Here is a 14,945-nt window from a genome sequence, read left to right on the forward strand (position 1 = left end):
TGTGGGATTAACCCAATGGCTTTCGGTATATTCCTTTTCTTTTTTTGCTCGGTACGCCCATGTCGTCCCTGACACCCCTGAACCACCTGATTAGCCGCTTCCAGGAGCAGACGCCGATTCGCGCCAGTTCCTTGATCATCACTTTGTACGGTGATGCCATCGAACCCCACGGCGGGACGGTATGGCTTGGCAGCCTGATTCAATTGCTCGAACCGATCGGCATCAACGAACGCCTGATCCGCACCTCGATTTTCCGCCTGACCAAAGAAGGCTGGCTGACCGCCGAGAAAGTCGGCCGTCGTAGCTACTACAGCCTGACCGGCACTGGTCGCCGGCGTTTCGACAAGGCCTTCAAGCGGGTCTACAGCACCAGCATGCCGGCCTGGGATGGTTCGTGGTGCCTGGTGATGCTTTCGCAACTGACCCAGGACAAACGCAAACAAGTGCGCGAAGAACTGGAGTGGCAAGGTTTTGGTGCGATTTCGCCAGTGGTCCTGGCCTGCCCGCGCAGCGATCGCACCGACGTCAACGCAACTTTGCTCGACCTCGGCGCCCAGGAAGACACCATCGTCTTCGAAACCACCGCCCAGGACGTACTGGCCTCCAAGGCCCTGCGCCTGCAAGTGCGCGAGAGTTGGAACATCGAGGAACTGGCGAACCATTACAGCGAGTTCATCCAGTTGTTCCGACCGCTCTGGCAGGCGCTTCGCGAGCAGGAAAACCTGCAGCCATCTGACTGCTTCCTGGCACGGATCCTGCTTATTCATGAATACCGCAAACTGCTGCTGCGCGACCCGCAACTGCCGGACGAGTTGTTGCCCGGCGATTGGGAAGGCCGCGCGGCCCGGCAGTTGTGCCGCAATATTTATCGTTTGATCTACGCCAAGGCTGAGGAATGGCTGAACAGTGCCCTGGAAACCGCCGACGGACCGTTGCCGGATGTAGGCGAGAGTTTTTATCGACGGTTTGGCGGGTTGAAGTAACCCGTCGCCGTTCAGGGAGAATCGCTGTTCAGGAGAACCTGTGTTTTGACGTAGACAATAAAAATAAGCCTGCGTGAGGCCAGCCATGATTTCTACAAACGCACAGCGCCAGGATGGGTTCGATCAATGGATTCATCAGATCAACCAGATCTGTGGCGCCTTCAACGCACAACCCCTGGGCGCCGGTTTCTCCGGTCAGATCCGGGAGTACCGCAGCGATGCCCTCAAACTCAGCTTCGTCGATGCCTGCCAGGCGCGGTTGTACCGCACGCCGCATGAAGTCGCGGCGGGCGAGGGCGGCAAATACTTCGCGGTGTTCCAGCTCGATGGCACGGCAGGTATGGCGCAAGGCGACGACAAGGTGCTGTTGTCCGCCGGTGACATCACGCTGATCGATGCTTCGCGGCCCAGCGATTTCACCTACAGCGAAAACTCCCGGCAATTGTCGTTGATCCTGCCGTATCAACTGGTGGAGCACACCCTGCGCTTCAATCAGGTCAAGTGCGGCCACCGGATCGCGGCGACATCGCCCGTCGCCATGCTTTCGCATCGCTTGATCCTCGACGCCACGCGCCAACAGAACCTCAGTCGCCAGGAAAGCGAAGCAACCCTGGAAGCGATAGTCAGCCTGCTGCGTCCGGCGATCAGTCAAACCGACGATTGCGCGGACCCGCACGAGCGCATCTTCCGCAAGACCCTGAGCTTTATCGACGCGAACATCCGCTCCGAGGAACTGTGCCCGGAATGGCTGGCGCGGGAAGTCGGCATGTCCACCCGTGGCCTGTACCGGATGTTTGCCAAGAAGGGCCTGGTGGTGGCGCGCTACATCAAGAACCGGCGGCTGGATTTGTGCGCCGAGTCCCTGCGCCAATCGGGCAAGGAGCAGAAGTTGTCGGTGCTGGGGTATTCGTGGGGGTTTTCCGATTCGAGCTATTTCTCGACGGCGTTCAAGTCACGCTTCGGCATTGCGCCGGGGGAGTATCGCAAGCAACACGCCTGAAGACTGAGTAACCCTGTAGGAGCGAGCAGGCTCGCTCCTACAGGTATTTTGTGTGTGTTACTTCGGTGAATTGAGATTCAACGTCGGCGTTTCATCGAAGAAGTTCCACGGTTTCAACAGCACATGCACCCACTCGGTCGGCATGATCGGCCACTCTTCCGCGCGGGCGATGTGGGTGGTGCCGGTCGTCAGCCAGACCACGTCATCGGTATTCTCGATGGACTGGTTATCCTGAGTGAACTGCCCCAGCCCCGAGTCTTTGTCCGAGCGGTTCGGGTACTTGCCTTCCGGGTATTTTTCTTCCGGGTTGTACTGTGTCACCCACAGCTGTTTGTCCATGAAATTCAGGCGGTGATACAGCCATTCGTCTTTGCCGAAGTTGGCGCCCTTGGCCACCGGGTGTGTGCCGCCGGCATACGGAATCAGCTGATAGGAAACCGGGTTGCCGACCTTGTTTTCCTTGCTGAAGTTGGTCAGCAGGCGCACGGTCGACGGGTCGAATTTCTGCGCCGCTTGTTGTTCGGTGCTGACCACTTTGGTTTCAGTCTGCATGGTGCTGGTGCGGGGGCCGCCACGGTCGTTCGGCAGTACCACCGGGTTCACTTCCACCAGCGAGTTCTGCTCGCCATCCACGTCCATGTCGAGGCGGAAGTTATAGATGTGCTGGTGCGTGGTGCCGACGATGTTGTGGTCGAGCAGGGTGCCGTAGCGCGTGTCTTCCTTGGCGGTGTCCTCGTGCATGGTCTTGGACTTCACGCCCTTGACCGCTTCGATGCCGGTGGCGCCGGCGTCGATGCCGATGGTGCCGTTTTGCTGGAAGACCCAGTCGAAAATGTAGTCGTAGTTGCCGACGGTGCTGATCCAGCGCACCACCAGTTCACGGCGCTCGGTGCTGAGGTTGGGCTGGCCCATTTCCTGGTGTTTGTACTCCGGACCGGCGTAGCGCTCGAACACCGCCATGGCACGCGGAATCGCGGTCGGCGCGCCGGTGTAATCGGCGATGGTCGCGTCTAGCAGCACGGCGTTTTCCGGGGCGTCTTTGCCACGGGCGATCGGCGATGTGAGCGTGCCCATGCCGTAGTCGCCGGAGTCGAGGTAAGCCTTGAAGTACCAGCCGACGTCCGGATCGCCGTAAGGCACGATCATGCCGCCCAGCGAGCCTTCGTACATGATTTTGCGTTTCTTGCCCTTGTCGTCGTAGGTGACAGTGGACAGGATCGGCCCGACCCGCGAATCGAGGCGAACGTGGAAGTCCCAGTTCTGCCAGTGAATGCTGTTGCCGGTGATGGTGTAGTTCTTACCTTCCGGCTCGATGATTTCCAGCGGCTTGACCGTCACGCCCTTGCGCCCGCGCCCGTCATACGGCGTCGGCTTCATCGGCACCGGAATCAGCGCTTCGTCTTCGATCTTGATCAGCTTCTTCTGCTCCAGATCGACGATCGCCACCAGGCCTTCGATCGGATGCGCCCAGTAGTTGCCGTCATCGACATTCAGGTAGCTGACGATTTTCAGCAGGCGTTTGTCCTGAGCCAGTCCGTCCTTGCCGTCGAAATAGCCGACGGTCAGCGGTGTGGCCACGACTTTTTTCACATCGTTGATGCCTCGTTTGGCCAAGGCTTGCGCGTATTCCGGGCTGGTTTCGACGGCAGTTTGCACGGTCGCGAAGTCATCCAGCAGCACCATGCCATGGGCGCCTTGCACCGGTTTCCAGGACGTGAGTTGCTTGCTGTCGAGATCCACCAGCGCCTCGATCACATGCTTGCCGTCCAGCACCACGATGTTCGCCTGGCGCGGCTGGGTGACGTTTTGCCCGGTGTAGACGAAGTTCCACACCTGGTCCTTCGGCGGTTCCTTGACCGAGACTTCGGTGAAGCGGAAGCCTGGTTTGTAATTTTCCGATTTCTTGACGATGTCCACCGCCGCGGTGATTTCGTCAGCGCTCAACGGGTTGAGCGGGTTGGGGCGGGTTTCCACGACAAACGTCGTGTCCAGCCCGGACTGGAACACCTGGTTGATGAAGTCCTTGGACATGTAGGCGGTCTTGTCCTTGAACACCACCGGCACCGTCAACTCCATGCGTTTGCCGTTGAGCATCGCCACTTTGCTGTTCGGCTTGACCTTGAGGTAGACCCCATCCTTGGCGATGGTGAACAGGTTGGCGTAGTCGTCCCACTTGACCGTGGCGCCAAACGCCTCAAGGCCCGCTTGCAGCGGCACCATTTCGGCGTGGCCGCCGTGGGCCTGGGCAGTGCTCGCCCAGAAAGGCAGGCCGAGGGCACTCAGGGAGATAGCCAGGGCGAGCCGGGCGAGCGGTGATCTTTTTGGCGACGCTTTGGCGCTGAACATGGGTGCATTCCTGAAGAAAAGCCGGTGACTGGCATTCTTGCACTTTGCTACAGCCAGTCGATGGTTGCATTTGAATGGCTGCCAGATTGCTTTGGTTGCGTGCCTGAATCAACGTTCCTGCGCGGCTCGATGGCCTACGACACTTATTTGCGCATTGCTACGTACGAATTGCGCAGATCACTGGCCCAGCCATCAAGCACGCTCTTGACGTTTGCCGTGGTGATGACTTGTTTATCGTTTTCCAGCGGTATTCCCGTGCCCTTGCGAACCACTTCGGCGACAACCGTTCGGGTCTCGCCATCGAGAAAGACGACTTCGGTGGCGATCTCGCTGTCCTGATCCCGAATCCCGGTGGCCGTGCTGACACCCGCTGCAACCAGGGTGATCGGCAACCATTCATAATAGCGCAGGCTCTGGGGGCTGGCCGTCACGCCAGTAATTGCCGGCCGGACGATCAGGGTTTTGGGACCTGGGGTCGTCACCACGGTCAAGACCTTGCCCAACTCATGCTTGAGCGCGGCATCGTAGTACCAGGTCGTGTCGGACAGTGTGGTTTGCGGTATGCGCTGCGTCGGCAGCACCTTTGGGAAGAACTGGCTCGGTTCGAAATACACCTGTGTGTAGCGGTCAACCTTGAACGTCGGGCTCACCCAGCTCAGCACGGTTTGACCCGAGGGCGACGGGTGCTCCGTCAAGACGCTGTAGTCCGGCAAAAAACCGGAGTAGGCCTCAGGTGCGACTCTTTTGTTGCTGCATGCCGAGAGGGCTATGGTTGCGGCGGCCAGCAGCGGCAGCGAGAAGTGTTTTCTCATCAGGGATTTCCGGGGTGGATTGATTAAAGAACGCAGGGGCGGCTGTCCGGCAACTCGTCCGGGCATTCGATTCGCAAATCGCCATTGGCCATGATCCACCGGGTGAATTCGGCGATGGGGACGCGGTGGATGTATTCCACCCAGGTACTGGACGTCGGGCTGTAACGCTCGTAGTAGCGGCGCAGCACGATGTGGGTCCGATCATCGGTCAGTCCCAGGCACGACTGCTGGAATAGAATCGGCTCGTTGTGTCCCGGCGCACTGGTGCGTTGGTTGAGGATCACGGTGTGAGCGCTGTCGGCCGCTTCGGTCGGGTAGATGCTGTTCGATCCCTGCATGGAAGACCTCATGAATTGGAATTCGCGCAGGGTGCCGCAGGGGGATTGCGGCCGTATGTCCTATTGATGTCTGGCAGGCAGGAATGTTGCTCGATTGAAATATATGACCCTGGCAACGGAATGGTTTTAGATACGCTCCTTTTTGACCCTTGGACCCCTTGACCGTGAGCAGACTGCTGATCGTCGACGACGATGTGGAAATCCTGGCCTTGCTGAAGCAGTTCTTTGTTCAGCATGCCTACGAGGTGGATCTGGCCACCCATGGCGCTGCCATGTGGGTGGTGATAGAAAACAACCGGCCGGACATCATCATCCTTGACCTGATGCTGCCCGGCGAAGGTGGCCTGAGCCTGTGCCAGAAATTACGCGCTCAAACGTCTATTCCGATTGTCATGTTGACCGCCATGGGTGAGCTGAGCGATCGCATCGTCGGTCTGGAACTGGGCGCCGACGATTACCTGACCAAGCCGTTCGACCCTCGCGAGCTGCTCGCCCGATTGCGCGCCGTGCAGCGTCGCGCCGGCGAGCAAAGCCCGGTTCACGAACCGGTGCGGCCGGTCATCACCTTCGCCAATTGGCACCTGGATATCACTTGTCGAGAATTGCGCTCGCCCCAGGGCGTGATGATTCCGTTGTCCGCCGGCGAGTTCGATTTGCTGCTGGTGTTTCTCGAACATCCACAACGCATTCTCACCCGCGAGCAACTGATCGATCTGGCGCGCGGTCAGGGCCACGACGCCTACGACCGCAGTATCGATGTGCAGGTCAGTCGCCTGCGACGCAAGATCGAGCCGGACAACAAGCGCCCGGACCTCATTCGTACGGTGCGAAACGGCGGGTACATGTTCTCGGCCAAGGTGGCCCGTTCGTGATCCGTCGTTTTGCTCCACTCGATACCCTGCGCAGCCGGATTGCGCTGACCATCGTCGCGGCGATGCTCGCTTCGCTGGCGCTCAATGGCCTATTCGTTCAGGTGGCGGGCACCTGGGGGCGCCCGCCCATTGAGCGCACCGGCCTGCTGGAGCAGATCGCTGCGAATGTCCGGGTGATCGAGGCCGCGCCTGTCGAATTGCGTTCGCAGTTGGCCGTTGCGGCGAGCAATCCGATGCTTGAGGTGATCTGGAACAAACAGCGGGCTGACTTCCATCTGCCCCCGGGCGGGACGCGGGTGACGCCTGAAAATTCGCCGTTGCAGCAATTGCTGGGTGACAGCCCCCGCGACATTGAAGCCTTCAACCCCAACGACTGGCCGGACGACAGCCCTTACGCGCACTACGTCGCACTGGTTCAGTTACGCGATGGCAGCTGGTTATCGTTCACGCCCCCGGAACGAAGCTGGGGGCTGAACTCAAACGTGCGGATCGCGATCATCATCGCCCTGGGGCTGGTGGCTGCCGTGCTGGTCGCCTGGATTGCCACTCGGCAACTGGCCAACCCGCTGCAACGTTTTGCCAGCGCGGCCCGGCGCTTTGGCGGTGACTTGCGCGCGCCGCCGATCAAAGTCGAAGGCCCGCATGAAATACGCCAGGCGATCATCGCCTTCAACGCGATGCAGGCACAGATTCGGCACTTTCTCAGCGAGCGCACGCAAATGCTCGCGGCCATCTCCCACGACTTGCGCGCCCCGCTGACGAGGATGCGCCTGCGCAGCGAGTTCATGGACGATCTGGAGCAACAGCGCAAAATGGTTCGCGACATCGAAGAGATGCAAACGATGATCAACGCGGCGCTGGGTTTTTTCCGTGAAGAAACCCACAGGGAGCAAACCACCGCATTTGACCTCTCGGAACTGCTGCAAACGATCGTCGATGATTTCCGCGACCAAGGGATCGCTGTCGACTTCACCGGTCCTGCGCACCTGGTATACGACGGCCGTCCGCTGGGGATAAAGCGTGTGATCGTCAATCTGCTGGATAACGCCGTGAAATATGCCCGCACGCCGGGCATCGATCTGACCGGTGACGGCCGCTTGGTCTGCATTGACGTCAGTGACGAGGGGCCTGGTATTCCCGAATCCGCCCTCGATCAGGTGTTCGATCCGTTCTACCGTCTTGAGACTTCACGCAATCGCGATACCGGTGGCGTGGGCCTGGGGCTGTCCGCTGCGCGAGCGATTGTGCGTGAACAAGGTGGGGAATTGTCGTTGCGGAATCGCAGCGGCGCGGGACTGGTAGCGCGTGTGGAACTGCCGGGCACGCGCCGTGCAAACGCTGCCGAGTGATAGCGGGGATCTACCGTTCGGCGGCTCAGCCGCAAATCATTGCCTTGAGTTAATAGGAAGCATTACTATTCACGCCCCCGTCTCCACAGCACACCGAAATGACCCCCAAGCTGCCCCGCAGACACGGCTTTTTCGAGCATTACGAAGAGTTGGTTGGCACCTGGACCCGTCGCCTGAGAAATCGCTCGCAGGCCGAGGATCTGGCCCACGATACCTTTGTGCGGGTGCTTGAGTCCGATTCGGCGGCGGTGCAGCAACCGCGCGCGTACCTGCACCAGACTGCACGCAATATTGCGGTGGACGGTTATCGGCGTGAGGATCGGCGGGGCGCCATGGAGTCAGAGGCGATTGATGTCAGTGAGTCGCCCAACGGCGACCCGGAGCATTACATGCACGCAATCCAGTTGGCTGATTCCATTGAGCGGGCGCTCACCGAGCTGCCGGTCAACTGCCGCAAGGTGTTTGTCTGGCAGAAAATCGAAGGTTTGACCCAGGCGGAAATCGCCGAACGCCTTGGACTGTCCAAGAACATGGTGGAAAAGTATATGATCCGCACGCTGCGGCATCTGCGCGACCGCCTTGAAGGAATGAATCCATGAGCGGCCGCGATTTCTCATCCCCAGCCAAACAGGAACTTCCATGATGGATACTCGTGATTGTGCGTGCGGGCAAACAACAGTTCGCGATGAAGCGGCGCGGTGGTTTGTGCGTTTGCAGGAACCCGCGGTCGATGTCGAAGCGCATCGCCAGTTCGAAACCTGGCTGGACGAACACCCTCAACACCGAAACGAATTCGAATTGCTCCAGGGCCTGTGGAAAGCCGCCGACCTGGTGCCGTCGGCGCGTCTTCGGGCGCTGTGCGAAGAAGCGCCGGCCCGCAGCAAACGTCGCCCGATACTGCGTTATGCAGTGGCCGCCAGTGTGGTGGCAGTCGCCCTCGGCTTGGGCCTGTTCAGCGGCCTGAATCAACCGTCGCCTTACACGGCGGAGTTTTCCACAGCCCTGGGCGAACGTCGTCACGTGGCATTGCCGGATGGTTCGGTGGTCGACCTCGACAGCCGCAGCCGAATTCAGGTGCGCTTTGAAAAGAATCGACGCGGCGTCGAACTGACCGAAGGCGAGGCGATGTTCAGCGTGCAGCACGACACCAGTCGGCCGTTCGTGGTCGAGTCCGGCAGCGGCAAGGTCACGGTCACCGGCACCCGGTTCGATGTGCGCCACGGCAGCAGCGACACCCGGGTCGTGGTGGAGCAGGGCACGGTCAAGGTTCAAGGACGCTCGGCGGCCGAAAACGATTTTGTCAGCCTCACCGCCGGCATGGGCACCCATGTCGATGCCCTGGGCAAGGTCGTGCCCGCCTACGCGGTTAATCCCGCCGAACTGACGGCCTGGCGCAGCGGCAAACTGGTGTTCAACAACGCCAGCCTGACCGATGTCGCCGAGCAGGTTTCGCGTTATCGGGACAAACCACTCAAGGTCGGCAGCGCGGCGGTGGGTAATCTGCGCCTGACCAGCGTGTTCAAATCCGACAACACCGATGCGTTGCTCAAGGCCTTGCCGAGCATCCTTCCGGTGGCCGTGCGCACCCTCGATGACGGCAGCCAGGAAATAATTTCAAAATAAAATTCAGGTTTTTTTCGAGTTCATCGTCTTCCTGTTCAACTGCAACTGGTTTGCATTAACAAGCGCACACTCTTGCGATCCACAGGAATACGTTCGACGTGAATAAATCCACCGCTAATAACAAAACCTTCCCTTGGTTGCCGCTGGCGCTCGCGCTGGCGGTCAACGTGGCGATGCCTCAGGCATTCGCCGCCGACGCCATCCATATCCAGGCGCAACCCTTGGGCCAGGCCTTGACTCAGCTCGGCCAGCAGACTTCGTTGCAGGTTTTTTTCAGCCCTGAACTGGTTGCGGGCAAGCAGGCCCCGGCGGTGGACGGCAATATCTCGCCGGAAGAAGCGTTGCGTCAGTTGCTGCAAGGCAGCGGCTTGCGATACCAGATCGATGAAGGTTCGGTGACTTTGATGCCGGCGCCGACTTCAGCGTCGACCGGCCCGTTGGAACTGAGCGCGACCGACATCAAAGTGGTTGGTGACTGGCTCGGTGACGCCGACGCCGCCGTGGTGCAGAACCACCCCGGCGCGCGTACCGTGATCCGCCGTGAAGCCATGGTCGAGCAGGGCGCGATGAACGTTGGCGACGTGCTCAAGCGCGTACCCGGCGTGCAAGTGCAGGACGCCAACGGCACCGGTGGCAGCGACATCTCCCTCAACGTCGGCGTGCGCGGCCTGACTTCGCGTCTGTCGCCACGCTCCACCGTGTTGATCGACGGTGTGCCGGCGGCCTTCGCCCCTTACGGCCAGCCTCAGTTGTCGATGGCGCCGATTTCCTCCGGCAACCTCGACAGCATCGACGTGGTGCGCGGCGCCGGTTCCGTGCGCTACGGACCACAGAACGTGGGCGGCGTGATCAACTTCGTGACCCGTGCGATTCCGGAAAAGGCGTCTGCTGAAATCGGCACCACCCTGGAAACCTCCCAGCACGGCGGCTGGAAGCACATCGACACGGCATTTGTCGGCGGCACCGCGGACAACGGCATCGGTGTGGCGCTGCTGTACTCCGGCGTGAACGGCAACGGTTACCGCGAGCGCAACAACGGCAACGACATCGACGACGTGATCCTCAAGACGCATTGGGCGCCTACCGATTACGACGATTTCAGCCTCAACTTCCACTACTACGACGCCAGCGCCGACATGCCCGGTGGCCTGACGCAGAAGCAGTACGACGCCGACCCGTTCCAGTCCGACCGTAACAACGACAACTTCAGCGGCCGCCGCAAGGATGTGTCGTTCAAGTGGGCACGGCAGATCGACGACCGTACCCAGGCCGAAGTGCTGACCTACTATTCCGACAGCTTTCGTGGCAGCAACATCGCCGCCCGCGATCAGAAGACCCTCGGCTCGTTCCCGCGCACCTACTACACCTTCGGCATCGAGCCACGGGTGTCCCGTGTGTTCGACGTCGGCCCGACCACCCAGGAAGTCAGCGTCGGTTATCGCTACCTGAAAGAAGGCATGCACGAACAGGCCAGCCGACTGGCGCTGAACAGCAGCAACGAACCGGTGGTACGTCCGGGTTCCGACGGGCACGTCTATCAGGACCGTACCGGTGGCACTGAAGCGAACTCGGTGTATGTCGACAACAAAATCGATGTCGGCAACTGGACCGTGACGCCGGGCATCCGTTTTGAACACATCAGCACCGACTGGCACGACCGCCCGGTGCTCGACACCGCGGGCAAGCCTGTGCCGGAGAAGAACCGCAGCATCGAAAGCAACGAGCCGCTGCCGGCCCTGAGCGTGATGTATCACATCTCCGATGCCTGGAAACTGTTCGCCAACTACGAAACGTCGTTCGGCAGCCTGCAATACTTCCAGCTCGGCCAGGGTGGCTCCGGTGATGAACCGGCCAACGGTCTGGAGCCGGAAAAAGCCAAGACTTACGAGGTCGGCACGCGCTACAACGATGATGTGTGGGGCGGTGAAGTGACGCTGTTCTACATCGACTTCGACAAAGAGTTGCAGTACATCAGCAATGACGCAGGCTGGACCAACCTCGGCGCGACCACGCACCGCGGGATCGAAGCGTCGGTGCACTACAACATGGCCGCACTGGACCCTCGCCTGGATGGCCTGACCGCCAACGCCGGTTTCACTTACACGCGTGCCGTGTATGAAGGGGAAATTCCGGACTTCAAGGGCCGTGACTTGCCGTTCTACTCGCGTCAGGTGGCAACGGCCGGCCTGCGTTACGACATTAACCGCTGGACTTACAACATCGATGCGTTTGCCCAGTCCAAGCAGCGCTCGCCTGGCGTCGCGGTAAACGCCGACGGCAGCTTCACCAACAACTACATCACCGAAGGCACCGCCGATGGGCAATACGGTGACATTCCGGGGTATGTCACCTGGAACGTGCGAAGCGGCTATGACTTCGGTCCGCAGGTGTCGAACCTGAAAGTCGGCGCCGGGGTGAAAAACATCTTCGACAAGCAGTACTTCACCCGCTCCAGCGACAACAACTCGGGCATGTACGTCGGCGCACCGCGCACGTTCTTCGTGCAGGCCAGCGTCGGTTTCTGATAAACCGACCGAGTTGACCCCATCGCTAGCAGGCTAGCTAGCTCCCACAGTGGTTTATGTTGTCCACAAACCCTGTGGGAGCTGCTAGCGATGCTCTTAGACCTTCAATACCTTCCCGCCAATCGCCACTGCAACCAGCAACAGCGCCATCAGCCCAAAGGCAAAACTCAAACTGGCGGCATGGGCGACGAATCCGATCAGCGCCGGCCCCGCAAGTATTCCCGCGTAGCCCAACGTGGTAATGGCCGGCACGGCGATGCTTTCCGGCATGACCGTCTGCTTGCCCACCGCGGTGTACAGCACCGGCACAATGTTCGAACAACCGGCACCCAGCAGCGCATAACCCGCCAGCGCCGCTTCCCAGGCCGGGGCAAATGTGGCCAGAAACAATCCAGCCGCCGCCGTCAGCCCACCGAACACAATCACCCGCGTCGCGCCCAGCTGTCGCACGATTGAGTCACCCGTCAAGCGACCCACTGTCATGGTCAGCGCAAATGCTGCATAACCCAGTCCGGCATAGGCCGTGTCGATCCCGCGTTCTTGCGCCAGGAACACCGCGCTCCAGTCCAGCGCCGCACCTTCGGCGAGGAACACGATGAAGCACATGCCGCCGATAAACAGCACGATGCCGTGGGGAACCGCGAATGCCGGTCCGGAACTCTCGCTGCCATACGGCAACATGTGCGGCACAGCTTTCAGCAGTGTGACCAGCAACAAGGCAATCACCACCAGCATCGCGCCCAGCGGCGAAAGCCCAAGGCCAAGCAGCGCACTGACGCCTGCTGCGCCGACAATCCCGCCCAGGCTGAACAACCCGTGGAATCCCGACATCATGTTTTTGCCGCTGGCGCGCTCGACGATCACCGCTTGCAGGTTCACCGTCGAATCCACCGTGCCCAGGCCCGCGCCGAACATGAACAAGGCGCCGATCAAGGCCGGAATCGACGACACCGTCGCCAGCAACGGCAGTGCCGCACAGATCAGCAAGGTCCCGCCGGTCGCCACCTTGCGGCAACCGAAGCGTGCGGCGAGGATGCCGGCCAACGGCATCGCCAGTATCGAGCCCACGCCAAGGCACAGCAGCAACAAACCCAACGTGCCTTCGTCCAGCCCGGCCCGTGCCTTGGCATACGGCACCAGCGGCGCCCATGCGGCGATGCCCAAGCCGGCGATGAAAAAGGCGAGGCGCGTGGACCTCTGTTCCAAGCGCCCGGGTACGAAGAGCGGTGGCGTGTGGATGGCGGTCATGAAAAATCCTTGGTAACGCAGGTGACTGACGGTGTGCAGACCGCCATCCTTGCACATCAGTTCACCTGTCGCGACCTCAAAGACTGCTCACAGCGGCTGATCCAGCGGACTAAAAGGTTCCCCGGGTGACGCTGGCTTCACCGCTGGTGAAGCTGACGTTCGGCCCTGGTTGCCAGCGCACGGCGTCAGGCGGCTCCTTGTTGCGCAGGATGCATTTCCATTCGATGACTTGTTTCGCTGGAAGGTCGATAACCCTGGTCCAGCGGTTCTCTTGTGGATTGTGCGTCAGGGCGACGGCATGGCGCGGGTCCCACGCGCCCAGTTCAATGGACGAGCCCACCGCGTAAACGGTTTGACCGAAGCGGGTGTCGGCGTAGTCGCAATTGAAATGAACGCCGATGAGCGATTGTTCGGCAGGCGTACTCCAAACGCGGATTTTATCGCCGTCCGCTGCCAGCGCCGGTTGACCCAGGCTTTGCGGCAGTTTGGTCAAATCCGAATCCAGCGCGATTACCAGGCTTTTCAGAGTGCCTGTGGTCGTGGCGACCATTCCGTAATACTGCGGATGAAAACGGATCTGCGAGTCTGCCTTGATGCCAGCCTCCTTGCGTAGCCTGATCAGCTGGCGAATCAAGTCGCCCCGTTGCCAGTCGTACATGTCCGGCCAGTACACAGCGGGTGTGCCGGGGCTGCTGAGGATATAGGCGTAGGCTTGATTACGCCGCTCTTCCGGCAACGGCCAGTGATGTTGTCCTTGATTCGGTCCCGGTGAGTAGCCGGTGTCATGGTTATCGACAAAGGTTACGGCGATTGCGCGCCAGGCCGGATCAGGGTTGCCATTGAGCCCGTGCCGCCATTCGGCGAGCGAGCCGTTTTGCATGCGTTCCTTGAGGGCAAAGTCGAAGACCGTACAGTGTGAGCGGTCCGACCAGTCCTTGAGTGCATCCTGCCAACTGGCCTTATGGCGCCAGTCACCTTCAGGGTACTCATTGGGGCCTTTCCACATTTCACCGATGCAGAACTGGTTGTTGCCAAAAGCCTGCATCCAGCGGTCAACCGTTTCCGCGGCATAGCCCCGGACGAAGTCGAAACGCAGGCCCTTGGCGCCGTAGTGGTCACGCAGGTTGATAAGTTCTTTTTCGAAGGCGGCGAATACTGCTGTGTTGGCGGTATTCAGATCCGCGGCGCCGTCCATGAAGGCATCGCCTTCGTCGCATTGCGTACAGTCGTGGCGCCACTCGTTTCGCCCTCTGGGAAATTGCGAATAGACGTCTTTATCGTTCATGTGATTGGGCACGATGTCGTACACCACTTTCACGCTGGCCTGACTCAGCGCACTGGCCGCCTGCTGCAATTGAGCATCGCTGCCGTAGTGGCTGCTCTTGTCGAAGCTGTGCCAGAAGTAACCTTCTCCGCCGCCTTCTGCCGAAGTGGTTTGCCACTGGGAAACATCGTTCCAGGGGGGAGGCATCCACAGGGCGGTGAAGCCATCGTTGCCAATTTGACCGGCCATGCGCGTCAGCACCGCGTACCATTTTTCTGTTGGGTTGCGGCTGGAATTCCAGTGGAACCCTTGCAACAGGATTTCCTCGCCACCGCCATTGCGCAGCGGCTCATTGGCGACTGTTACACCACTTAAAGCCAGTGCTATCAGGAGAGAGGGCAGGGAAATCCATTTCATGGTGTCACCGGGCGGTAGTGGCCAGGATTCAACTCTGAGCTGGTGAAGCGAGGTTGTCTGCTGTCATTAATGACAGGCATCGGCAATAGTTCGCGATAAAAACCGGGCGTTTAGTAACCGGAATCTTGACGCGGCAATATTTGCTGGCGTCTTGCGCGAGGCCCTAAA

Annotated in this window: 12 protein-coding genes; 7 read left to right on the forward strand and 5 right to left on the reverse strand. The window is 60.2% G+C overall.

The features are described 5' to 3' along the window. Nucleotides 1-59: 59 nt before the first annotated feature. Together paaX and feaR are read left to right on the forward strand one after the other, a co-directional pair. The gene (paaX, locus tag ACNYC6_RS23150; RefSeq protein WP_419709324.1) at nt 60-983 is read left to right on the forward strand and encodes a phenylacetic acid degradation operon negative regulatory protein PaaX; all 924 of its coding nucleotides are present in this window, start codon (nt 60-62) and stop codon (nt 981-983) included. 85 nt (nt 984-1,068) lie between these two features. Continuing rightward, nucleotides 1,069-1,983 carry a transcriptional regulator FeaR gene (feaR, locus tag ACNYC6_RS23155; protein WP_419709325.1) on the forward strand — a complete coding sequence of 305 codons (915 nt, stop codon included), beginning with the start codon at nt 1,069-1,071 and terminating at the stop codon, nt 1,981-1,983. 57 nt (nt 1,984-2,040) lie between these two features. Here feaR and tynA read toward each other — a convergent pair whose 3' ends face one another. The 3 genes from tynA to ACNYC6_RS23170 form a co-directional block, all read right to left on the reverse strand. After that, the gene (tynA, locus tag ACNYC6_RS23160; protein WP_419709326.1) at nt 2,041-4,329 is read right to left on the reverse strand and encodes a primary-amine oxidase; all 2,289 of its coding nucleotides are present in this window, start codon (nt 4,327-4,329) and stop codon (nt 2,041-2,043) included. A gap of 143 nt (nt 4,330-4,472) precedes the next feature. After that, complete coding sequence (locus ACNYC6_RS23165; protein ID WP_419709327.1) at nt 4,473-5,141, reverse strand: DUF3313 domain-containing protein; 669 nt, start codon at nt 5,139-5,141, stop codon at nt 4,473-4,475. 23 nt (nt 5,142-5,164) lie between these two features. After that, complete coding sequence (locus ACNYC6_RS23170) at nt 5,165-5,479, reverse strand: hypothetical protein (RefSeq protein WP_419709328.1); 315 nt, start codon at nt 5,477-5,479, stop codon at nt 5,165-5,167. Between the two features lie 164 nt (nt 5,480-5,643). Between ACNYC6_RS23170 and ACNYC6_RS23175 the strand changes: the two genes are divergently transcribed. The 5 genes from ACNYC6_RS23175 (at nt 5,644) to ACNYC6_RS23195 (ending at nt 11,848) form a co-directional block, all read left to right on the forward strand. Next, entirely contained in the window at nt 5,644-6,351 is a 708-nt protein-coding gene (locus tag ACNYC6_RS23175) for a response regulator (protein ID WP_419709329.1), read from the forward strand. After that, complete coding sequence (locus tag ACNYC6_RS23180; protein WP_419709330.1) at nt 6,348-7,700, forward strand: ATP-binding protein; 1,353 nt, start codon at nt 6,348-6,350, stop codon at nt 7,698-7,700. The genes ACNYC6_RS23175 and ACNYC6_RS23180 overlap by 4 nt, the downstream gene beginning before the upstream one ends. A 98-nt stretch (nt 7,701-7,798) precedes the next feature. After that, on the forward strand, nt 7,799-8,299 hold the full coding sequence (locus tag ACNYC6_RS23185; RefSeq protein WP_419709331.1) for a sigma-70 family RNA polymerase sigma factor: 501 nt from the start codon (nt 7,799-7,801) through the stop codon (nt 8,297-8,299). A gap of 40 nt (nt 8,300-8,339) precedes the next feature. Further along, nucleotides 8,340-9,323: a FecR family protein gene (locus tag ACNYC6_RS23190; RefSeq protein WP_419709332.1), complete on the forward strand. Its 984-nt coding sequence runs from the start codon at nt 8,340-8,342 to the stop codon at nt 9,321-9,323. Between the two features lie 98 nt (nt 9,324-9,421). Next, nucleotides 9,422-11,848 carry a TonB-dependent siderophore receptor gene (locus tag ACNYC6_RS23195; protein WP_419709333.1) on the forward strand — a complete coding sequence of 809 codons (2,427 nt, stop codon included), beginning with the start codon at nt 9,422-9,424 and terminating at the stop codon, nt 11,846-11,848. A 96-nt stretch (nt 11,849-11,944) separates the two neighbouring features. On the opposite strand, the gene ACNYC6_RS23200 is transcribed toward ACNYC6_RS23195, so the two are convergent. Together ACNYC6_RS23200 and ACNYC6_RS23205 are read right to left on the reverse strand one after the other, a co-directional pair. After that, on the reverse strand, nt 11,945-13,096 hold the full coding sequence (locus ACNYC6_RS23200) for an MFS transporter (protein ID WP_419709334.1): 1,152 nt from the start codon (nt 13,094-13,096) through the stop codon (nt 11,945-11,947). 109 nt (nt 13,097-13,205) lie between these two features. After that, complete coding sequence (locus tag ACNYC6_RS23205) at nt 13,206-14,777, reverse strand: glucan 1,4-alpha-maltotetraohydrolase domain-containing protein (protein WP_419709335.1); 1,572 nt, start codon at nt 14,775-14,777, stop codon at nt 13,206-13,208. Nucleotides 14,778-14,945: the final 168 nt, after the last annotated feature.

This window comes from Pseudomonas sp. NFX224 (assembly GCF_048565165.1).
GTDB lineage: Bacteria > Pseudomonadota > Gammaproteobacteria > Pseudomonadales > Pseudomonadaceae > Aquipseudomonas.